At 33.3% G+C, this 21,183-nt stretch carries 21 protein-coding genes; 8 read left to right on the top strand and 13 right to left on the bottom strand.

Going from position 1 to position 21,183, the window contains the following annotated elements:
* Positions 1-86 precede the first annotated feature (86 nt).
* The 6 genes from ACHRVL_RS07375 (at position 87) to ACHRVL_RS07350 (ending at position 4,752) form a co-directional block, all read left to right on the top strand.
* Positions 87-446: a DoxX family protein gene (locus ACHRVL_RS07375; protein WP_395411531.1), complete on the top strand. Its 360-nt coding sequence runs from the start codon at positions 87-89 to the stop codon at positions 444-446.
* Positions 447-476: 30 nt separating this feature from the next.
* Positions 477-1,184, top strand: coding sequence for an aquaporin Z (gene aqpZ / locus ACHRVL_RS07370; protein WP_395411530.1), 708 nt, complete (start codon positions 477-479; stop codon positions 1,182-1,184).
* A gap of 32 nt (positions 1,185-1,216) precedes the next feature.
* A complete protein-coding gene (locus tag ACHRVL_RS07365; protein WP_089055158.1) occupies positions 1,217-1,459 on the top strand; it encodes a GlsB/YeaQ/YmgE family stress response membrane protein in 243 nt (80 codons plus the stop codon).
* A gap of 110 nt (positions 1,460-1,569) precedes the next feature.
* Positions 1,570-2,406, top strand: coding sequence for a sterol desaturase family protein (locus ACHRVL_RS07360; protein ID WP_395411529.1), 837 nt, complete (start codon positions 1,570-1,572; stop codon positions 2,404-2,406).
* A 112-nt stretch (positions 2,407-2,518) separates the two neighbouring features.
* The gene (locus tag ACHRVL_RS07355) at positions 2,519-2,797 is read left to right on the top strand and encodes a DUF2805 domain-containing protein (protein ID WP_089055159.1); all 279 of its coding nucleotides are present in this window, start codon (positions 2,519-2,521) and stop codon (positions 2,795-2,797) included.
* Between the two features lie 98 nt (positions 2,798-2,895).
* A complete protein-coding gene (locus tag ACHRVL_RS07350) occupies positions 2,896-4,752 on the top strand; it encodes a peptidase M61 (protein ID WP_395411527.1) in 1,857 nt (618 codons plus the stop codon).
* 91 nt (positions 4,753-4,843) lie between these two features.
* Here the strand turns inward: ACHRVL_RS07350 and ACHRVL_RS07345 are convergent, their stop codons facing one another.
* A complete protein-coding gene (locus tag ACHRVL_RS07345; RefSeq protein WP_370431842.1) occupies positions 4,844-5,287 on the bottom strand; it encodes a hypothetical protein in 444 nt (147 codons plus the stop codon).
* Between the two features lie 188 nt (positions 5,288-5,475).
* A complete protein-coding gene (locus ACHRVL_RS07340; protein WP_395411524.1) occupies positions 5,476-7,803 on the bottom strand; it encodes a GH92 family glycosyl hydrolase in 2,328 nt (775 codons plus the stop codon).
* Between the two features lie 176 nt (positions 7,804-7,979).
* Between ACHRVL_RS07340 and ACHRVL_RS07335 the strand changes: the two genes are divergently transcribed.
* Positions 7,980-8,438 carry a hypothetical protein gene (locus ACHRVL_RS07335; protein ID WP_395411522.1) on the top strand — a complete coding sequence of 153 codons (459 nt, stop codon included), beginning with the start codon at positions 7,980-7,982 and terminating at the stop codon, positions 8,436-8,438.
* Between the two features lie 141 nt (positions 8,439-8,579).
* Here ACHRVL_RS07335 and ACHRVL_RS07330 read toward each other — a convergent pair whose 3' ends face one another.
* The 11 genes from ACHRVL_RS07330 to ACHRVL_RS07280 form a co-directional block, all read right to left on the bottom strand.
* Positions 8,580-9,185 carry a GNAT family N-acetyltransferase gene (locus ACHRVL_RS07330; protein ID WP_395411521.1) on the bottom strand — a complete coding sequence of 202 codons (606 nt, stop codon included), beginning with the start codon at positions 9,183-9,185 and terminating at the stop codon, positions 8,580-8,582.
* 31 nt (positions 9,186-9,216) lie between these two features.
* On the bottom strand, positions 9,217-9,753 hold the full coding sequence (locus ACHRVL_RS07325; protein WP_395411520.1) for a hypothetical protein: 537 nt from the start codon (positions 9,751-9,753) through the stop codon (positions 9,217-9,219).
* 24 nt (positions 9,754-9,777) lie between these two features.
* Positions 9,778-10,134 (bottom strand): hypothetical protein, encoded by a 357-nt coding sequence (locus ACHRVL_RS07320; RefSeq protein WP_395411517.1) that lies wholly within the window; start codon positions 10,132-10,134, stop codon positions 9,778-9,780.
* 100 nt (positions 10,135-10,234) lie between these two features.
* Positions 10,235-11,413 (bottom strand): AIR synthase related protein, encoded by a 1,179-nt coding sequence (locus tag ACHRVL_RS07315; protein WP_395411516.1) that lies wholly within the window; start codon positions 11,411-11,413, stop codon positions 10,235-10,237.
* A gap of 150 nt (positions 11,414-11,563) precedes the next feature.
* Positions 11,564-13,042, bottom strand: a complete 1,479-nt coding sequence (locus ACHRVL_RS07310; RefSeq protein ID WP_395411514.1) for a carboxypeptidase regulatory-like domain-containing protein — start codon at positions 13,040-13,042, stop codon at positions 11,564-11,566.
* Positions 13,043-13,125: 83 nt separating this feature from the next.
* Positions 13,126-14,499, bottom strand: a complete 1,374-nt coding sequence (locus ACHRVL_RS07305) for a CsgG/HfaB family protein (protein ID WP_129024136.1) — start codon at positions 14,497-14,499, stop codon at positions 13,126-13,128.
* Between the two features lie 67 nt (positions 14,500-14,566).
* Entirely contained in the window at positions 14,567-15,034 is a 468-nt protein-coding gene (locus tag ACHRVL_RS07300; protein WP_129024137.1) for a curli assembly protein CsgF, read from the bottom strand.
* Between the two features lie 64 nt (positions 15,035-15,098).
* Complete coding sequence (locus tag ACHRVL_RS07295) at positions 15,099-15,833, bottom strand: CsgE family curli-type amyloid fiber assembly protein (protein WP_395411512.1); 735 nt, start codon at positions 15,831-15,833, stop codon at positions 15,099-15,101.
* 4 nt (positions 15,834-15,837) lie between these two features.
* Positions 15,838-16,314 carry a hypothetical protein gene (locus tag ACHRVL_RS07290; protein ID WP_395411510.1) on the bottom strand — a complete coding sequence of 159 codons (477 nt, stop codon included), beginning with the start codon at positions 16,312-16,314 and terminating at the stop codon, positions 15,838-15,840.
* An 84-nt stretch (positions 16,315-16,398) separates the two neighbouring features.
* Entirely contained in the window at positions 16,399-17,022 is a 624-nt protein-coding gene (locus ACHRVL_RS07285) for a hypothetical protein (RefSeq protein WP_129024139.1), read from the bottom strand.
* A 394-nt stretch (positions 17,023-17,416) separates the two neighbouring features.
* Positions 17,417-19,606, bottom strand: a complete 2,190-nt coding sequence (locus ACHRVL_RS07280; protein ID WP_089055172.1) for a glutamine synthetase III — start codon at positions 19,604-19,606, stop codon at positions 17,417-17,419.
* Between the two features lie 426 nt (positions 19,607-20,032).
* Between ACHRVL_RS07280 and ACHRVL_RS07275 the strand changes: the two genes are divergently transcribed.
* Positions 20,033-21,049 (top strand): glutamine synthetase beta-grasp domain-containing protein, encoded by a 1,017-nt coding sequence (locus tag ACHRVL_RS07275; protein ID WP_089055173.1) that lies wholly within the window; start codon positions 20,033-20,035, stop codon positions 21,047-21,049.
* Positions 21,050-21,183: the final 134 nt, after the last annotated feature.

The raw sequence follows: 21,183 nt of genomic DNA, 5'->3' as shown, positions 1-21,183 counted from the left end.
GCTTATAACTCAGCGCTAAAAAAAAGCGCCTTGTAATGTTATAATTGTTAATTTTTTTATAAATTCGTGATAAACTACTATCTATCATGAATTTATCTTGGCATTTATATTTGATGGCAATTCTTTATATACTTGCAGGACTAAACCATTTTAGAAATCCTGGAATGTATATTAAAATTATACCTCCTGTATTCAAAAACCCCAAAGTAATAAATATTTTAAGCGGAACTGCCGAAATACTATTAGGCATTCTTCTAACACTTTCTTTTTCGATACATATTGCGGCTTGGGGAATTATTGCATTATTAATTGCAGTTTTTCCTGCCAATTTGTATATGTATCAAAATAAAAAAGCGAGTTTTGGTTTACCAAAATGGATTTTATTTGTACGTTTGCCCTTACAGATCGTCTTGATTTTTTGGGCATATCAATACACCCAATATTAATCAAATCTATTAATCTAAAATTATTTAATTATGAAAAAATTATTTGCTGAATTTTTTGGAACTTATTGGCTGGTTTTTGGAGGTTGCGGAAGTGCTCTTTTTGCTGCGGGAATTCCAAATCTAGGAATTGGATTTGCGGGCGTTGCTTTAGCTTTTGGTTTAACCGTATTAACAATGGAGTATGCCGTAGGGCATATTTCTGGAGGCCATTTTAATCCAGCGGTATCGTTTGGATTGTGGGCTGGCGGAAGATTCCCTGCAAAAGATCTTTTACCTTATATCATTTCGCAATGTATTGGTGCACTTGCTGCTGCTGGAACATTATTTATTATTTGGACGGGTAAAGCAGGAAACGCAATTAACAATACACAAGCAGGTGCTTTTGCATCAAACGGATATGGAGCATTCTCTCCTGATGGATATTCACTGCAATCTGCTTTTATAGCTGAGTTCGTTCTAACATTATTCTTCTTGTTAGTAATTTTAGGTGCAACAGATAAGTTTGCAAACGGAAGATTTGCTGGGATCGCAATTGGTCTGGCTTTAACTCTTATTCACTTAATTAGTATTCCTATTACAAATACATCGGTAAATCCTGCAAGATCATTATCGCAAGCAATTTTTGTTGGAGGAGAGCCTCTTAGTCAAGTTTGGTTATTTTGGGCAGCTCCAATTTTAGGTGCCATTGTAGCTGGATTTATTTATAAATCGTTACTGCAAAATCACGACGCTGCATAATTTAACTCGTATAACTATTAAATTTTAAAACTATGGAATTTTTATATTTCTTACTTATAGGAGCAATTTCCGGCTGGCTTGCGGGTCAGATTTGGAAAGGTGCAGGCTTTGGTTTATTTGGTAATATTATCGTTGGAATTATTGGCGGTTTTGTTGGCGGCTGGATTGCCGGCAAACTTGGCATTGGCGGCGGCGGACTTTTATGGCAGATTATTGTTGCTGTAGGAGGAGCTTGGGTATTACTTTTCATAATCAGCTTGATCAAAAAAGCTTAAAAATAGTACAGCTAAAAAAACACATTCTAAGAGGAAATCAGATATTCAATTATTTGGTTTCCTCTTTTTTATAAAGAAAAACACTTCATATCTATTAAAACCAATTTGCTATGAACGAAATTATTTCTTATTTCAGCACCATTCCTTCATCACATCGCAGTTTAATTTTAGTAGGCGGCATTACCTTTTTTTGGGTAATTGAGAACACATTTCCTCTCTTTCAAATGAAATATCATAAATGGCAGCATGCAGGAATCAACTTCTTTCTGACATTTACCACTATAATCGTCAATTTTGTACTGGCTTTTATTCTAATAAAAACAGCGAATTGGACAACCGAAAATCATTTTGGCATTCTACAATGGCTGCCTGAAATTCCTATTTGGCTGTATACTATTATCGGGCTTCTTTTGTTAGATTTAATAGGTGCTTATTTAGTGCATTTTATTGAACACAAAATAAAGTTTTTGTGGCGCTTTCATGTTATACACCACACAGACACTTGGATCGATACCACAACTGCAAACAGACATCATCCGGGAGAAAGTGTCATTCGATTTGTATTTACTACTCTTGGTGTTCTTGTAGTTGGCAGCCCTATGTGGATGGTTTTTCTATATCAAACATTATCTGTAATTGCAACTCAATTTAATCATGCTAACATTTCGTTACCAACCAAATTAGATGTTTTCTTAAGCTACTTTATAGTTTCTCCGAATATGCACAAAGTGCATCATCATTATGTACTGCCATATACTGACAGTAATTATGGTAATATTTTCTCTGTTTGGGACCGACTATTTGGAACTTTTACCACTTTACCTAAAGAAGAGTTAATCTACGGAGTCGACACGCATATGCTGCCCGAAGAAAACAATCAATTAAGAAATTTATTAAAAATTCCGTTTCAAAAATTGCGCTCTTTTAATTCTGAAAAAAAACAGTAAAAAAAATATACTTCATCGAACCAAGTAATTATTTTTTTTATTAATATTGATACATAAAATGAAAATCAATCTATTAATCATTAACCTCTATTTTTGAATTAATTTTCACGAGATGAAAAAGAGTAACCGCAAAGAATTGAATTGGGAACAAACCGAGAAGCTTGTTTCATTAGCCTTAGAAGAAAAAAATCCATTTGAAGTCATAAAAAAAGAATTTGGGTTGGCAGAAAAAGAAGTTCTTGAAATCATGAAGAAGAAAATGCCTCTTGAAAAATTTGAGATGTGGAAAAAGAAAGCCATTGCCAATAAACCAAAACCGAAACCTGTTAAAATTGATGATTTTGATGAAGATTTAGATGGCAAATATTATATAAAAAACAAATTCGACTAAAAAAAACTCCTGAGTGTCAGGAGTTTTTTTTTTATTTTTTATTTTATTGTAACATTTTTACTTTTTTTAGTCAAATACGAATAACTAAACTTAAACAAATGAAAAAAATACTTTACACTTTAGCTCTTGCTATAACGCTTTGGAGCTGTAAAACTGGAAGTACTTCAGCAGGAAAAAGCAATGTTGTAGATGTTAACATCAATCTTGTAGATGTAAAAGACGACAAAGTTTTAGTAACGGTAACTCCTCCTCAAATCAAAACAGACGAAATTGTTTACAGCATTCCGAAAACTGTTCCAGGAACTTATTCTACTGATAATTATGGAAAAAATTCAGAAGATTTCAAAGCTTTTGATGCTAAAGGAAATGCTTTAACTGTTAAAAGACTTGACGATAATTCATGGTCTATTTCGAATGCAAAAGCATTAAAAAAAATTACGTATTTAGTTAATGATACTTTCGATACTGAAAAAGGAACTGGTTTTGGCAATGACGATATTTTCTCGCCTGCAGGTACCAACATCAATGCAGGAGTTAATTTTCTAGTAAATACACACGGATTTGTAGGGTATTTTCAAGATAAATTAGAGATTCCTTATAAAGTTACTATCACGCATCCTGAAACATTTTGGGGAGCAACTTCTATGACAGATCAGGATCCAAGCAAAACAAGCGATGTTTTTACAACTCCACGTTATGCTGTTTTAGTCGAAAATCCAATTATGTATTCTAAACCAGATTATACTGAGTTTAATGTAAATGGTATGGATATTTTAATTGCTGTTTACTCGCCAACTGGAAAATTTACTGCCGAAAGTATCACGCCGGAAATGAAAACAATGATGACGGCGCAAAAAAACTTTTTAGGAAAAGTAAATGCAAATAAAAAATATACAGTTTTATTATATTTATCAACCTTAGCAAAAGATGATGCACACGGTTTTGGAGCTTTAGAACATCCAACGGTTACTACAGTAGTACTGCCAGAATCAATGCCTAAAGAAAAACTGGTAGAATCAATGAAAGATGTGGTTTCTCATGAGTTTTTTCATATCGTAACTCCATTAACCATTCACTCAAAAGAGATCCAGTATTTTGATTATAATGCCCCAAAAATGTCTGAGCATTTATGGATGTACGAAGGTGTAACAGAATATTTTGCAAATCTTTTTCAAATTAATCAAGGCTTAATTAATGAAGGTGAATTTTACACTCGTATTGCCGACAAAATTGAGCAGTCTAAAAGTTTAGACGATACGATGTCTTTTACTAAAATGAGTGCCAATGTTCTAGAACAGCCTTATAAAGATCAATACTTAAATGTGTACCAAAAAGGAGCTTTAATTGGTATGTGCATTGACATTATTATTAGAGAAAAAAGCAATGGAGAAAGAGGAATTCTTGATTTAATGCATAAATTATCAAGTGAATATGGTATTGATAAACCGTTTAACGACAATGAATTATTCGCTAAAATCACTTCATTAACGTATCCTGAAGTAGGCGAATTTTTAAACAAATATGTAGCAGGTACAACACCAATTCCTTATGATTTTTACTTAGCTAAAGTTGGTGTTTCAAAAGCAACAGAGAAAAAACCTGGAAATGCTTTCATTAAAGGACAAGTTCCAAATATTACTATCGACAAAGCAACAAAAGAAATTGCTGTTCGTCCTGAATCAGAATCTCTTGAATTTTTCAAAAACTTGAACCTGAAAGGCGGCGATAAAATTTTAGCTGTAAACAACAAATCATATAATTTAGATAACATTTATGATTTGATTACAGAAAGTGAAAATTGGAAAGAAAACGATCCAATTACTTTAAAAATTAAACGCGGCGGTAAAGAAGAAACTATAAAAGGAACTGTAAAACTGCCTTACGAAGAATCTGAAACTTTTAAAGCTACTGATGCTTCAAAAGAAAAGCTTAAAAATGCTTGGTTAAAAGGTTAATTTCCTTTTGACTGAAAACAAAAAAAACCGACAAGTGATTGTCGGTTTTTTTTTATTCTCTACTAGAAACTTTGTCAAAGTTTTCTATATATTATTTCTTCACTGGAAATTTCCAAGCAAATTCATCTTTATCATTGATGATGGCACCAATTTCAAATTTAACTACTTCATCAAATTCCGTTTGAAGAATAAACCAATTGTCTTCGTTGAAATAGTTCTCAAAAGTATCAAAAGTTTCTTGGTTGTATTTTGTTATTCCTTTTGCAGCAAAATCTTTCTTTACATCAGCAATTTTTCTTCCGATTAACTTGAAGCCAAAAACTTCTAAATCATTACTAGAAGCCACTATATAACCTAATTTCAAGTCTTCTTCTTGATAAAATGTTAATCTCATTTTGTATGCATTATATACAAAAATTACATTATCATCTTCGTCGTTATAGTTTTTATCAGGTTTTCCTAAAGCTGCTGTTACATCATTCTGCTTCATCCCGAAAAGCAGTTTATCAATTCCTGATTTTAAATTTATTTTCATAATGATTTTTCTAATATTTGAAATGCAAATTTCGTGAACTTTTTTGTTGTTCCGCCACGAATTACACAAAATTTCACAAATTAAAATAGTATCATTTTGCCAGGCTGAGCGATCTTTTCTGTCAGGCTGAGCGAAGTCGAAGCCCTATTCGTTATAAAAGCCCTTCGACTTCGCTCAGGGTGACATGACTAATACCCCTTTTTATTAGGCTTACTAGCCATATAAAATGTAATCTTTCCACCATTTATAACATCCGCATGTTTTAAAAACGGTCTTTCTAATTGTTTTCCGTTCAGCAGAACTTTACTCACAAATACATTTTTATCAGATTGGTTTACGGTTTCTAGTTCGAAAGTTTTTCCGTTTTCTAAATTTAAAACAGCATTTTTCAGCAAGGGACTTCCTAACGCATATTCATCAGAACCCGGAGCAACTGGATAAAACCCTAAACTGCTAAAAATATACCAAGCACTCATTTGTCCGAAATCATCATTTCCTCCTAAACCATCAGCACCATTTCTGTACATTTTTTTTAATATCATTCTAATTTTATCTTGAGCTTTCCAAGGAGAATCTGTCCAATTGTACAAGTACACAACGTGATGCGAAGGCTCATTTCCGTGAACATAATTCCCAATTATTCCTTCTCTTGTAATGTCTTCTGTATTCTCAAAATATTTGTCTGGAAGATGCATGTTGAATAACGAATCTAAACGAACTTTAAACTTCTCATTTCCGCCCATTAATTTAATCATATCAGCAGGATCTTGCGGTACGTACAAGCTGTAATTCCAAGAGTTCCCTTCAATAAAACCTTGGCCGTGTGTGTCAAGCGGATCAAACTCTTTCTTAAAAGTTCCATCGTTTAATTTCGGACGCATAAAACCTGTTTTTTCATCATAGACGTTTTTATAATTTTTCGATCTATTGATAAATTCATTGTAAATTTCTGTTTTACCCAATTTCTTTGCAGCTTGTGCAATTGCCCAGTCATCATAAGCATATTCTAAAGTTTTAGAAACCGAAGCCCCACTTTTGTCTTCTGGAACATATCCTTTGTTCATGTAAAATTCTAAACCATCATAATACGGCACTTTTGCAGTATTCACACAAGCTTGAAGTGCTTTTTCAGCATCAAAACTAATATTTCCTTTTACAATCGCATCTGCTATAACCGAAACAGAATGATATCCAATCATACACCAATTTTCATTTGCATAATGTGACCAGATTGGAAGCATTTTATGAACGCTTTGATCTGAATGTGCCAGCATTGAACTAACCATATCTGCATTTCTTTTTGGCTGCACAATATTAAATAAAGGATGTAAAGCACGATAAGTATCCCAAAGTGAATAACTGGTATAATTGGTAAAGTTTTCGGCTTTATGAACATTCATATCTAAACCTTTATAATTCCCATCCAAATCCATATACTCGGTTGGTCCCAAAAATGCATGATACATTGCGGTATAAAAATTAACCAAATCTTCTTTTTGAATGGTTTCAACCTGAACCTTATTCAATTCTTTATTCCAAACGTCCTGACTTTGTCTTTTTACTTTTTCAAAATCCCAATCAGGTGCTTCCTTTTTCATGTTTTCTAATGCCCCAGCAGAACTCACTGGCGACAATGCCATCTTTATTTTGATTTTTTCACCTTCATTCGTATCAAAATCAAAAAACAATTTTAGGTTCTGACCTGCCATTTCTGGAAAGTTTTTCGTTTGATCAAATCTTCCCCAAAAACCTCTGTACACACTTTTTTCTTGTGCTGCCTGTCCGTAACTTTTAATTGGTTTATTGAAAGACATAGCAAAATAAACCGTTCTGGTTCTCGCCCATCCATTTGTCTGACGATATCCCGTTATTAACGTATCATTTTCTATACGAACAAAAGTCCAGACATTCTTTTTATCATAATTATAAATTCCAGAAGTTAAATCCAGAATTATATGTGCTTCATCGGATTTTGGAAATGTGTATTGATGCATTCCAACGCGAGTTGTTGCCGTAAGTTCTGCTTTTATTTTATGATCTTCTAGAAAAACACTGTAATAAGCTGGTTCTGCTTTTTCTGTCGAATGAGAAAATACCGATCTATAGCCCGATAAAGGTTTTGACGCAACACCTGGATTTAATTGTAATTTTCCCGTTGTTGGCATAATTAAAAAATCACCTAAATCTGAATGACCCGTTCCGCTGAAATGAGTATGACTGAAACCTACAATCGTTTTGTCTTCATACTGATAGCCGGCACAGTATTTATAAACTTCGCCATTATATTTTCCGTTTAAACTGTAGGCAATCGTATCGGTTTCGGGGCTTAATTGCACGCTTCCAAAAGGTACTGTTGCACCTGGGTAAGTGTGCCCCATTTTTGCCGTTCCAATCATGGGATCGACATATTGAATTAAATTTCTTTTTTCCACTGTTTTTTTCTGTGCATTTGAAATGGTAGCAAGCAGCAAAAATGAAAATCCGAAAAGAAGACTTTTGCACTTTATTCTATTCATTGGGTGAATTTTTTTAATCATTCTATTTTTATCTAAAACATATCAGGTAATTACTAAAACAATTTGCCTTTGTTTTTAGTTTAGAAAATTACAACTAAATATGTTTTTAAAAAACATAAAATATGGTCTTCTAAAAAGGTTTTAAATATCTTTGAAATATAAAAAGATTACATTTCATGAAAAAATATATCTTATTAGTTTCAGCAATTATAGTATTCATTACATCTCAATCTTGTTCTCACAAAAAAGAGAATACAGATATAAAAGTAAAAGATTACTGTACTATCATTTTTGAATCAAAAAAGAAAATTATTTATGTAACTTATGATGATGCTTATTCAGAAGAATGGATTAAGCAAAAGGATGGAAAAGAGAAAAAAGTTCAAAACAAATTAAATTTCACTAATAAAGAACTTGACAGCTTAGCAAAATATACACATCAAATCATAAAGGATCCAGCTATTACCACTACACACCTGACTTGTGGTGCAGGTGAAAATATAACAATTGAGATTAGTTATTGTAGTACAAGTATTTCATGCAAATATTCGTCCATACAGAGTTGGTCTACATTATCAAATGACAACAAAAAATTGTATGATTTATTAAGTACCAAAACTGCAATTCCAAAATAAGCACTTGTCAAAAAGCGACTTAGAAACAATATAGAATAAATCTTTGCTGGATTGAAATCTAGCTTTATACTATCTCTTGTTTTTGTTTAGACTGGACTGAAGTCCAGCCCTACAATATGGTTCGAGCCTTTGGCTCTTTTATTAAAGTTTTTGTTTTAAGTTTTCTTTTACCTCATCAAACCATTCGTTTCTAAGAATACTCAAAACAATAGAATCACGACGAACATCACTGTTTGCTGTTGGCATATGACTGCGCAAAACGCCTTCGACTTTACAGCCAATACTTTTCATTGCAGCCACGCTTCTTTCGTTATTATTATCAGCACGAAATTCGACACGTTCCATTCCTAAAGTTTCAAAAGCAAACTGAAGCAGTAAAAACTTGCAGTGTTTATTAAGTCCTGTTCCTCTAAAAGCAGAACCATACCAAGTGTACCCTAATTGAAGTGTTTTATATTCGAGATTAATATCGTAAAAACGTGTTGAACCTGCGAATTTTTGAGCTTTTTTATCAAAAACTATAAAAGGAAATTCTTTTTGATTTTCTCTCGCTTTTAGAGCGGACTGAATGTATTTGATCAAATTTTCTTTACCATCAGCACCAATTAACGAATATTTCCATGTTTCAGGTTCATTAATCGATATTTCTAATAAATTTTCGACATCTGATTCTTGAAGTGATCGTAATAAAACAACCTCATCCTCTAAAATTAAAGTATCTGTAAAAGAAAAATTGGAAACAGTCATGGTTTGCTTTTTTATAAATTTTCAAGGAGATTTAATTAATTCGAACTTTATTGTTGCTTTTTATTTTTTTGATTTGCCATAAAACCGCAATCACAGCACCTATTACTCCTCCTGCATAACTAAAACTATGCATTTCTGAAACTGAAATTAGATTTTTTACATTTATAATTTGAAGAGGAAAGCAACAATTTGACTCTAAATTCGAAAAACCTAAAAACCCGTAACATAATCCTAATAAACCAATTATTACTGTTGTAGTCAACATTATAATAATTGCACCTTTAATACTTCTTATCATTTCTTTTGTATTAGAACTAAAGAGTCCAACAAAACCAAAGATAAGTCCAGCAAATAAACCAATCCACCAAACAGACCACACGCCAATTATTGAAGCGGTTAATCTTGGAGCATTTCTGCCATATTCTACAAAACCAAATCTTTCAAACAAAACTTGTGTAAAAAATTTATCAGAAATTGTGTATGTGAACTGATTGTGTAAAATACCAAAAAGCGAAGCCGCAATAATACTTAAAAGAATACAACAAACAAAAACGAGTACTTTTCTCATCTCCCTTTTTACAATAAATGAAACTTATTCACTCATTTCATCATAACGCTCCGGAACTTGCGGATCGTAAAGCGGACATTTAAATTCCAGCATCAAATCAACCAATTGATTCATGGTTTTCCCTTCGGTGCCATAACAATCTATTTTGATGCTTTGCGGAGTCGTAATAACTTGGAAAGCTCCTTTTCCTGCGTTATTTTTCCAGCTGTTTTCATCAATTCTTTCCCATTTTGAAAAAACAGAATTAATGCGATTTATAATTACCTCAACAGGAAGTTTCTCCAGGCCGATAACTCCTTCTTTTTCAACAAGAGCTTCGTAAACCTCATGATGGTTTAGGTAAATTTCGTCTAAATATCTCCAAAAAAGCAATTCGTACATATTGAAGTGTTTTTAAACCATATAAGTGATATAAGTTCATATTAAAAGCGCTTAAAAAAGTAACTAAAATGAACTTATACCACTTATATGGTGAATTATTTTAATATTCGAATGTTCCGTATTCGCTGGTAATTGTTAGTTTTTTAGCATCAGCTGCTTCTACTCTACCTACGATTTGCGCATCAACATTAAATGATTTCGAAATGGCAATAATATCTTGTGCAATATTCTCAGGAACATAAATTTCCATACGGTGACCGCAGTTGAAAACTTGATACATTTCTTTCCAATCTGTTTTTGACTGTTCTTGAATTAACTTGAACAATGGCGGGACTGGAAATAAATTGTCTTTTATAATGTGTAAATCTTTTACGAAATGTAAAATTTTAGTTTGAGCACCTCCGCTGCAATGCACCATTCCGTGAATGTCGTTTGGTGTATATTTATCTAAAATTTTCTTGATAATTGGCGCATACGTTCTCGTTGGAGAAAGTACTAATTGACCTGCATTTATTGGGCTGTTTTCGACTTCATCAGTTAAATTTACCTGCCCTGAATAAATTAATTCTTCTGGAACTGCTGCATCGTAACTTTCTGGATACTTTGTAGCCAAATATTTCCCGAAAACGTCATGACGTGCAGAAGTCAAACCATTGCTTCCCATTCCGCCGTTATATCCTTTTTCGTAAGCTGCCTGCCCAAAAGAGGCTAAACCAACAATTACATCACCAGCTTTAATATTTGCATTATCTACAACATCGCTGCGTTTCATACGAGCCGTAACTGTCGAATCGACAATTATGGTACGCACCACATCACCAACATCTGCAGTTTCACCGCCAGTTGAATGAATAGTTACTCCAAATGATTTTAATTCGTTGATTAATTCTTCTGTTCCGTTTATAATTGCCGAAATAACTTCAGCAGGAATTAAGTTTTTGTTTCTTCCAATGGTAGAGGAAAGCAAAATATTATCTGTAGCTCCAACACATAATAAATCGTCAATATTCATGATTAAAGCATCTTGAGCAATGCCTTTCCAAACTGAAATGTCTCCAGTTTCTTTCCAGTACATATAGGCCAAAGATGATTTTGTACCCGCTCCATCAGCATGCATAATCAAGCAATGCTCTGAATCTTGCGTTAAGTAATCTGGTACAATTTTACAAAATGCCTGTGGAAACAAGCCTTTGTCAATATTTTTTATAGCGTTATGTACGTCTTCTTTTGATGCCGAAACACCTCTTTGTGCATATCTTTTGCTAGAATCTGAACTCATGAAAATTAGTTTGTGTTGATGTGGTGCAAAGATAATCCCTTTTTTTAATTCTTTGACTTATTCGATTATATGATTCACAAAAAAATCGGCAGAATATAATTTCTGCCGATTTCCCCTGATTAACTATTTTGAAAAAATTGGTCTTTTAAGTTATTTCCAATCCGGCATCGCTGCGTTTTGGAATAGAGTTGTCCTTGTTGAACTATCAGATATACTTGCCGTTTGAATGTTTTTAGCAGATAATCCATCATTCGACGTATTAACAAAGATGACTTTTGCTTCGTTTGGCGAGAATTTAACGTCTAAATCATTAAAACCATTCTCTTTTTGAGTGTCTAATTCTGCCGAAGTATTTGTTGCTACTGTGTAAATAAATATTCTAGAATCTAATCGTCTGTAAGTTGAATTTTCGAAACCAGAAACATCTTTGGTATAAACTACTTTACTATTATCGATCGTAATACCAAGACCGCTTGCTGCACCTTTTTCGCCAGAAAGTATTTGATACAAGACATCTCCAGCCATATTTATAGCATATATTTCGACATTATAACCTGAGGCATCATTTACTTTTAGTACGATCTGACTTCCGTCCTGACTCCATTCGCACTCTGATATAAACTTACCATTAGGGGTTTTGAATATCTGGACTAAACCTGAACCATCTGAGTCTATACGAAGGAGCTGATCAAAATTAGGATAAATTATCTGTCTTCCGTTTGTGCTCCAGCAATAATTAACATGATCCATATTAAATCCAGCGATTGGAATAAAGTTGGTCACTTTTTTCACATCTGTACCATCAGGATTCATGGTGAAAATTTGATTTAATGAACCGTCAGAACTTATGTAAGCAATACGATTGATACTCAAATTTTTTCTCGGCCTGTAGCTATTAATTGATGATGGCGACAACTGAAGCTCATTTCCAGCTTCATCTGCGGTATAAATGACATTGTTATTTTTTACCTTTTTAACATATAAATATCTCGGATTTGGAAATGCTAATGTTGTAAAAGAGGTTATTGCACTATTTGTAGGTTTATTGATTCCGTCATTTGCCGATACTTGCCAATAGTATTTTGTACTATAATCTAAACCTGTAATTTTTAAAGTTGTAGCCTTAAGATCAGAATACGTTTTAACTTCATCAGTCGTTCCGTTTTTAACGGTAACTTGAAACGTCATTGGATCTTTTTCTGGATCAGTCGAAGTCCAAGTTAAATCTAAACTTAAAGCCTGAGAAGTAGCATTATCCAAAGGAGCTGTAAGCGCAGGAATTTCAGGCGGTTTATTATTTGCCGTAGATACTTCTAACTCAAAAATAATTTCTACCGGAACGTCTTTTTCAACTGTAGCGGGCTGAAATCTGGCTATAAATCCATCTTTCTGCGCTTGAAAAGAATATTTTCCTACTGGTACTTTTTCCATAATAAAGTAACCATCTTTATCTGAGAATACAGTGCTTGTTGTTGGGCTCGATAAAACACGGGCATTTGCGATCCCTTCGTAGGTTCGAATGTCAACAACTCTTCCTTTTACTACTGCTGTTCCTGTGTCGTCAACTTGTTCTTCACTACAAGACATCAAAAGAATAAAGCACGCCAAAATTTTTAATCCTATTTTCATTTGAGACATAATTTTATTAAACTTACATTGTATTTACTCCTGTAATCATTTTATAAAGAACCTGGAAATATCACGAGGTTTTATTATTTCTTCTTGTACTTATAACTTTTTGGGAAATAATAGGTCAATCCTAAACCAAACCGCCAGTAATAATCATCTCGAACGCCGCTGACTAAGTAATCTACATTGTCACTAAAGGGAACATTAAACTCGCCAAAGGCCTTTATTCCCAGATAATTTGTTGCGAGATATTCGACTCCGCCGCCAAACTGAACTTTACTGGCTATATTTTCGTATTTTTTATTGAACTCAACCCCGGTTCCAGCAAAAATATAAGGGGTAAATACATCACGAGGTAAGATTAAACATTCTAAATTAAGGTCTAAGGAAACATACCCTGCATCGAGTTTATTTTTGTTTGCCAGCCAAAATGCATTTGACGATGCACTTAAAGCAAATGTTGGTGTAAAGAAAAATTTTGCAGCACCTCTAATCAGTGGTTTGGGAACTGGATTTGCATAATCACCCTGCATTAAGGCAACTCCTCCAGAAGCTTCCAATCCAAAACGGGCTCTTCTTTCACTCAAATTTCTATTGTATAATTGAGCTAAATCAGCTTCACTTTTTTCTTTATCATATTCAGCAACAAAAGCATCAATTTTATTCTGAGGAGCATTTACTTCCCATAGTTTATCTTTAATTCCGTCTACAATAAGGCCTTCAACAGCTTTTTCGATTGCTTCTGTTACTGCTAATTGAATAGGTTCGTTTCGAGTAAAACCGGTTTCTACTTCTAAAAGTCGGTTTAGATTTACATATCGAAATAAACTCGCATCTACACTTTGAGACAAAATAGTTTTAGAAACATAAACCGTATTTAAGATTTTTCCGTTAGAAGTTGAAACTAACCTTAAATATACCGTTACACGATCTTGTCTGTAACGAGTAGAACCACCCGCACCAAAGTATCTTGCACCAAAACCACCTGTAATAATATTAGTATCATAAGAAATAATTCCACCCTCAAGCAAAACGCCCGCAAATAAAAGCGGCGTTAAAACGGCTTCATTCGCTTCTGTTTTTGAGGCATATTCCTGACGTGTCGAACGGATAATATTTCGTTCATTTAAAAGGTTACCCAGATTTTCACGCTCTATAGGTATAAACCACTTAGAGTCTTCCAGCGCTTTAATTAAAATCGAAGTTGCACCTTGAGTAACCGCGGTACTAAAAGTACTTCCTAACTCAGTAGCTTTATACTGCCCGGTCTGATCTTTAAATTTGTAAACCCCAACAACAATTTGTTCTTTAGGTTTAGGCATATCGACTAATGCGGTAGTTGCAGGAGTATTTTCTCCAAATACTGCCTTTTGAACTCCTACTGGCTGGTTAAAATAAGCTCCACATCCTGAGAATAGGCAAGTTATTAAAAGTATAAAAAGGGGACTTTTATTCATAATAAGTTATTTACAGTAAAACATGAACCTAATTGACGTATAAGAAAAAAAAACAAGAAACCAGAATCTATCGAGCTGGTATAATTACTTGTGTTTGTTCGCCTGTATCGATATCTAAAATATCTACTACCATTCCTAAATTAGAATTATATATATCTACAGACAATGTTCCAAAGACATATGTTCCTGGTTTTAGTCCGCCGCCAGTTCCTGTTCCAGTACCTGTGCCTGTCCCCGTTCCTGTTCCGGAACCTGTTGCTGATCCAAATTGATCATCGAATAACGAATTTGAAATCCTATTTAACAGCTGATTATTTAAAGTACTTTTAAAACGTTCCAAATCAGTCTGTGGTTTATATCCTGTAGTTGGATCTTCTTTAAAATCATTTTGTGCTTGGGCAGAACTAAGCAGCCATTGATAATTAAAAGTATCACCACCGCTAAAAGCAGGATTAATAGGCTTATAAGCAAGATCCTGCGCATTTGAGACTGCGCTAAAACCTGCTAGACAAACTAGTAAAGCTAAAGTTTTCATATTGATAAATTTTATTTCCTACATTAAAAACACAACTCTTCTTGACACAAAACGTTCCTCAATTTTAGTATTGAGTTATAATTTTGCTTTGTTTTTCAAGATCCTTAAAATATTTAAATACTTTAGAAGCGGCTGAATCAGCCATATATTTTAAGAAATCTTCATCTGGACGTGAAATAAATTCTTCTATTATTTCGCCATCCACTAAAATCGTAATCTTTGTTGTACGCCCAAAAGTCAATTCCTCTTGAACAGTTACGATTTTACTGGTATTGATCTTTAATTTCGAATATTGCGAATAAAAATAATCGTAAAAGTCATTTCCCAGTTTTGTTTTAGTGTCATTAGCAACAATTCCAATCATTTCGATTCCGTCTTGTGGAATAGCTTTACCGGAATCTGATTCATTTTTCTCTCCAAAAACAACTCTATCCTTGCCAATGATGGCATTATTTTCATCATAAATTAATAACAGTATTATGATCTCATCCTCCTTTGTAAAATTGACCTGTGTTTTTGACAGCTCAACTTTTTGAATGGGCTCTAATGTGACTCTGCCGTCTTGTCCGTTATTTGATTTATTTGAACCTGATTTGCTTTTTTTGAATACTGTCAACTTATACGAGATATTCTTGAACTCAGATTTTAAATTCTCAACAGTTCCAGTAATAGCAAGAAGATTTTCAATTTCTTTTACTTCTATCTTAGCTTTTACTTCTTTATAAACTACCTGCGAAAATCCTGATTCAGAAAAAAAAAGGGCAAAAAAAACAATTCCTATGTTCCAATACTTTTTCATAATTCTAACGATTGAATATGTATATTGTTCCTGAATTTCCAGATTGATTAATAATCAAATCTTTAGATATAGAATTTGAACCTGAATTAAAAACCGTTAAATTACTGCCGTTCTGATTTATTGACATTGAAGCGACTCCTCTTGTGTACAAGGAATAATCGCTTATATAATTATTGTTGCCTGTCTGCGTGTAGGATTGATTGATTTCCTCAGCTTTTTTATAAACATTCATATAGTTGGTATTGCCTGTTTGCTGAGCGGTTACATTTGCATTATTACTGATGATGGTTAAATTGGCTTGATTGTAATTTCCAATTTGTGAAACCGTTACAATATTTCTGCTTTTAATGTATTGATTTATTTGATTTTGATTGCGATTGTTCATTTCATTTAAAACGTAATCACTTCTATTCCCATCAATTGATTGAGAGAATAAAATTCCTGTAATGAATAGGAAAATATAAGTGGCAAAACGTTTCATAATTGTGGTATTATGGTAAAAAAGAATTCTAATAAAAAAAAGGAAGAACTTAATAAATCAAATTCTTCCTTTTCTTGGTTCTATTTAGTTAGATTGGATTACTATACTTCCGTTTAGGAATCCAGTTTGAGTAACTGTACTAATATGATCATTTCCAAATTGAGCAGTTGCTGCAAAGTTTCCAATTCCATATTGTTCAATGCTAGAGTAGTTATCCCATCCTAATTGCAATGTAGCGGCATTGTTGAAGAAACCTACTTGAGTAGTTGCTGCAGTGTTGTCATCTCCAAATTGCAATGTTGTTGAATTATTAAATGCTCCAAATTGAGTAGTGTAAGCATCATTAAAATTACCCACTTGCAATACATCAGAATTGTTGTAAGCTCCGATTTGAGTAGTAACTGCTAAGTTTCCAACCCAGATTCCTTGAGCAATAGTAGAACTGTTGTCATCTCCAATTTGAGTAACTACAGCAACATTTCCTGCTCCTAATTGTGCAACACTAGACTCATTATCATCTCCGTATTGTCCAACAATTGCAACGTTTGCAATACCTATTTGATCAACATCTGAATTGTTTGATGATCCAACTTGGATTACCAATGCACCATTTAACAAACCTAACTGATCTACATCACTCACATTACCTTGAGCGAACGCTACACCTGCAAATAGCATCGCGGAGATGCTTAAAATTACTTTTTTCATAATAAATATATTTAATTGGTTATTAATACAAATTATTATGTAGGTATATGCAATTTGGGGAGAAAATCTGGGGGATTCTAACCATCATTTGAGAATAGTTTTTCTGCTAAGTCTCTCATTTTCATATTCAAAATTAGAAAACTTCTCGATAATCAAAACAGGTATAAATACGTATTTTACAAGATCTTAATCTGTTTTCGATGAAATGCGAAACTATAACGACGAACTGCTGTATTTGGCTTTTTTCTTAATAAGAAAAAAGCCACTTTTTACATTTTCCTTACATTTATGCCAAAACAAAAGATATATTTCAAACCAGAAACAGTTATATTAACATAATCACAAAAAAAGCCTGTCTTTTTACAGACAGGCTTTAACTTAATGTTAATGAAAGTTATTTAGTAAACAACAATTCTCTGTATTTGGTTAATGTCCAGCTTTCATCATCAACCAAAAGCTCCAGTTTATCACAATGGTTACGAATGTCTTCAAAATAAGGTTTTACCTTATCGCAATAAGCTTCTGCCATTTTTTGTGCATCGGTTAATTGATTTGCTTTCTTTCTTTCGTTTGTCATTGCCAATACTTTAGAATTGATTCCTTCTATATGACCTGAAATTTCTTTTATTAAAATAATCTGCTCTTTTGCAATCGTTTCAAATTCTTTTCCAAAGATCTCTTTTAAACCTTTTACATTCTCAATCAAAGTATTTTGATAACGTATTGCAGTAGGAATAACATGATTTCTAGCGATATCGCCTAAAACTCTTCCTTCAATCTGAATTTTCTTAGTGTATTCTTCTAATTCTATTTCGTAGCGCGCTTCAGCTTCAACATGATTAAAAATACCTAGTTCAGAAAATAAGTCCAAAGCTTGCTTAGAAACTTTAGCTTTAATAGCCTCTGGAGTAGTTTTAAAATTACTTAAACCTCTTTTTCCTGCTTCTTTTTCCCATGCTTCGCTATAACCATCGCCCTCAAAAAGTATTTTTTTAGACTGTTTAATGTATTCTCTTAAAACATTAAAAATAGCATCGTCTTTTTTCATGTCTTTAGACTCGATCAAAGTTTCTACTTCATTTTTAAAGTCGATTAATTGTTTTGCCACAATAGCATTTAGCGTTGTCATTGCGTTAGAACAGTTTGAATTTGAACCAACAGCTCTAAACTCCCATTTATTTCCTGTAAATGCAAAAGGCGAAGTTCTATTTCTGTCTGTATTATCTAATAGTACGTCTGGAATTTTACCAACTACATTTAATTTTAGATCTGTTTTTTCTTCTGGAGATAATTTTCCAGTTGTTACACTTTCTAATTCAGACAATACTTTTGTTAACTGCGCTCCAATAAATACAGACATAATTGCCGGCGGTGCTTCATTTGCACCTAATCTATGATCGTTGCTTGCTGTAGCTATAGAAGCACGAAGCAAAGTTTCATTATCATTAACCGCTTTGATTGTATTAATAAAGAAAGTCAAAAACTGTAAATTGCTCATTGGTGTTTTACTCGGACTCAATAAATTAACTCCTGTATCTGTTGCCAGCGACCAGTTATTGTGTTTTCCTGAACCGTTTACTCCTTTAAAAGGTTTTTCATGAAATAAAACTTTAAAATCATGACGTTCTGCAACCTTCTGCATAACATCCATTAATAAAGAGTTATGATCTACGGCAAGATTTGTTTCCTCAAAAATAGGCGCAAGTTCAAACTGATTTGGTGCAACCTCATTATGACGTGTTTTTACAGGAATTCCTAAAAGCATACATTCCTGTTCTAAATCTCTCATATAAGTAAGAGCACGAGTTGGAATAGAACCAAAATAATGATCATCTAACTGCTGCCCTTTTGCCGAAGTATGTCCTAATAAAGTTCTTCCAGTCATCATTAAATCAGGACGAGAATTTGCCAAAGCTTTATCAATCAAGAAATACTCCTGCTCCCAGCCCAAAGTTGCTGTTACTTTTTTTACGTTTTTATCAAAATATTTACAAACTTCAGTAGCTGCTTCATCAATTGCAGATAAAGCTCTTAATAAAGGTATCTTATTATCTAAAGCTTCTCCTGTATAAGCAATAAATACAGTTGGAATACATAAAGTTGTTCCATATATAAAAGCTGGCGAAGTTGGATCCCAAGCTGTATAACCTCTAGCTTCAAAAGTATTTCTGATTCCGCCGTTCGGAAAACTTGAAGCATCTGGCTCTTGTTGTACCAATTGTGCGCCTCCAAATTTTTCTACAGGATCGCTGCCATCATACGAAGTTTCAAAAAAAGCATCATGTTTTTCAGCAGTTGTTCCTGTAAGAGGCTGAAACCAATGTGTATAATGTGTAACACCTTTTGCCAACGCCCATTCTTTCATTCCCATGGCAATATAATCTGCCAGTTTTCTTTCGATTTTAGTTCCATGCTGAATAGCATCTCTTACTCCTTTTAAAGCATCTGAAGTTAAATATTGCTTCATAGCTTTTTCATTAAACACATTTGAACCAAAAAGATTTGATTTTCTACCAATCTCTTCAAAATGTACCGGCTTTCTTGTAGAAGCTTCTTGCAAAGCTTGGAAACGTAATGTTGACATGTATATAATTTTAAAAATTCGTACTAATTTTCATTAAAAAATGATCGGCAAATATAAACAATAAAATTCCCTGTTTTAAACATAAAATGGAGAATTTTGAAAAACAATTTCTCAACAGAAGATACTTTTTTCAAAGAATAATGAATCTGTTGTATAGAATTCTAACAAAAAACAATAGTATTACCCAATAAATAAACATTTTTTCATAATTCCTTAACCTTAAAATTCAAAAAGAGCCCCAAATTATTACGAATTTATTTTTTTAAGGTGTTAAAAATTGCTTTTTTAAAAATATACCCCTCTCAAAATTGCGCTTCTCAAAAAAATTATAGTCCGATAAACAAAATAGCCCCCTAATTTTTAGGAGTAAAAAAATAAATCTATATTTGACCCAGCGAAAAAACAAAAAAACAAATTTATATTATTATGGCTAAAATTAAGTTAGAGTACATTTGGTTAGATGGATACGAGCCAACTCAAAATCTTAGAAGTAAAACTAAAGTTGAAGAGCATGAAAATTTCAAAGGAACATTAGAAGAACTTGGAAATTGGTCATTTGATGGTTCGTCAACAAGACAAGCTGAAGGTGGATCTTCTGACTGTTTATTAGTTCCTGTTGCAATTTACCCTGATCCAACTCGTATTAACGGATATTTAGTAATGTGTGAAGTTATGTTTGCTGACGGAACTCCACATCCTTCTAACGGAAGAGCTACGATTGATGATGATAATGATGATTTCTGGTTTGGTTTTGAACAAGAGTATTTCATCATGGATACTAAAACTTTATTGCCATTAGGTTTCCCTGTTGGAGGTTATCCTGCTCCACAAGGTATGTACTACTGCTCTGTAGGTGGAAAAAACACTCACGGAAGAAAATTAGTAGAAGAACATGCTGATTTATGTATCGCTGCTGGAATTAACTTTGAAGGTATTAACCAAGAGGTTGCCTGCGGACAATGGGAATTCCAATTATTCGCTAAAGGTGCTAAAAAAGCTGGAGACGAAATTTGGGTTGCTCGTTACTTATTAGATCGTTTGACTGAAAAATATGGTTACTATATCGAATACCACCCTAAACCACTTGGAGATACAGACTGGAATGGTTCAGGTATGCATGCTAACTTCTCTAACGAAGTATTAAGATCATGTGGAGACCAAGCTACTTACGAAAGAATTTGTGAGGCTTTCCGTCCTGTTACTGCTGAGCATATCGCGGTTTATGGTGCTTACAATGACCAACGTTTAACTGGTAAACACGAAACTGCTTCTATTCACGATTTCTCTTATGGAGTTTCAGACAGAGGATGTTCTATCAGAATTCCTTTAATGACTGTTCAAAAAGGATGGAAAGGATGGTTGGAAGACAGAAGACCAGCTTCAAACGGAGATCCATACAAAATTGCTGCTAGAATTATCAAAACTGTTAACTCAGCGCTATAATTCAAAGCTTAGATTATATTCTAAAAGTGCCTTCATAATTGTTGGCACTTTTTTTTATTTACTAATTTTTCCACAAAGGTTACGCAAAAAATCTTTGGCGCCAACTTTGTCAAAGTTTTAAACTTTGACAAAGT

This window comes from Flavobacterium sp. FlaQc-28 (genome assembly GCF_044007415.1).
In the GTDB taxonomy this organism is placed as follows: Bacteria; Bacteroidota; Bacteroidia; order Flavobacteriales; family Flavobacteriaceae; genus Flavobacterium.
Note: the sequence above shows the minus strand (reverse complement) of the source record. Positions and strands in the feature narration are given on the sequence as shown.

Bases quoted from the DNA above. Each gene is read 5' to 3' on its own strand.
- ACHRVL_RS07360 (WP_395411529.1), top strand. From the start codon at position 1,570: ATGAACGAAATTATTTCTTATTTCAGCACCATTCCTTCATCACATCGC.
- ACHRVL_RS07290 (WP_395411510.1), bottom strand. From the start codon at position 16,314: ATGAAACGTTTTGCCACTTATATTTTCCTATTCATTACAGGAATTTTA.
- ACHRVL_RS07280 (WP_089055172.1), bottom strand. From the start codon at position 19,606: ATGTCAACATTACGTTTCCAAGCTTTGCAAGAAGCTTCTACAAGAAAG.
- ACHRVL_RS07365 (WP_089055158.1), top strand. From the start codon at position 1,217: ATGGAATTTTTATATTTCTTACTTATAGGAGCAATTTCCGGCTGGCTT.
- ACHRVL_RS07310 (WP_395411514.1), bottom strand. From the start codon at position 13,042: ATGAAAATAGGATTAAAAATTTTGGCGTGCTTTATTCTTTTGATGTCT.
- ACHRVL_RS07285 (WP_129024139.1), bottom strand. From the start codon at position 17,022: ATGAAAAAAGTAATTTTAAGCATCTCCGCGATGCTATTTGCAGGTGTA.
- ACHRVL_RS07325 (WP_395411520.1), bottom strand. From the start codon at position 9,753: ATGAGAAAAGTACTCGTTTTTGTTTGTTGTATTCTTTTAAGTATTATT.
- ACHRVL_RS07375 (WP_395411531.1), top strand. From the start codon at position 87: ATGAATTTATCTTGGCATTTATATTTGATGGCAATTCTTTATATACTT.
- ACHRVL_RS07335 (WP_395411522.1), top strand. From the start codon at position 7,980: ATGAAAAAATATATCTTATTAGTTTCAGCAATTATAGTATTCATTACA.
- ACHRVL_RS07330 (WP_395411521.1), bottom strand. From the start codon at position 9,185: ATGACTGTTTCCAATTTTTCTTTTACAGATACTTTAATTTTAGAGGAT.
- ACHRVL_RS07275 (WP_089055173.1), top strand. From the start codon at position 20,033: ATGGCTAAAATTAAGTTAGAGTACATTTGGTTAGATGGATACGAGCCA.
- ACHRVL_RS07345 (WP_370431842.1), bottom strand. From the start codon at position 5,287: ATGAAAATAAATTTAAAATCAGGAATTGATAAACTGCTTTTCGGGATG.
- ACHRVL_RS07300 (WP_129024137.1), bottom strand. From the start codon at position 15,034: ATGAAAACTTTAGCTTTACTAGTTTGTCTAGCAGGTTTTAGCGCAGTC.
- ACHRVL_RS07295 (WP_395411512.1), bottom strand. From the start codon at position 15,833: ATGAAAAAGTATTGGAACATAGGAATTGTTTTTTTTGCCCTTTTTTTT.
- aqpZ (WP_395411530.1), top strand. From the start codon at position 477: ATGAAAAAATTATTTGCTGAATTTTTTGGAACTTATTGGCTGGTTTTT.
- ACHRVL_RS07340 (WP_395411524.1), bottom strand. From the start codon at position 7,803: ATGAATAGAATAAAGTGCAAAAGTCTTCTTTTCGGATTTTCATTTTTG.
- ACHRVL_RS07305 (WP_129024136.1), bottom strand. From the start codon at position 14,499: ATGAATAAAAGTCCCCTTTTTATACTTTTAATAACTTGCCTATTCTCA.
- ACHRVL_RS07355 (WP_089055159.1), top strand. From the start codon at position 2,519: ATGAAAAAGAGTAACCGCAAAGAATTGAATTGGGAACAAACCGAGAAG.
- ACHRVL_RS07350 (WP_395411527.1), top strand. From the start codon at position 2,896: ATGAAAAAAATACTTTACACTTTAGCTCTTGCTATAACGCTTTGGAGC.
- ACHRVL_RS07315 (WP_395411516.1), bottom strand. From the start codon at position 11,413: ATGAGTTCAGATTCTAGCAAAAGATATGCACAAAGAGGTGTTTCGGCA.
- ACHRVL_RS07320 (WP_395411517.1), bottom strand. From the start codon at position 10,134: ATGTACGAATTGCTTTTTTGGAGATATTTAGACGAAATTTACCTAAAC.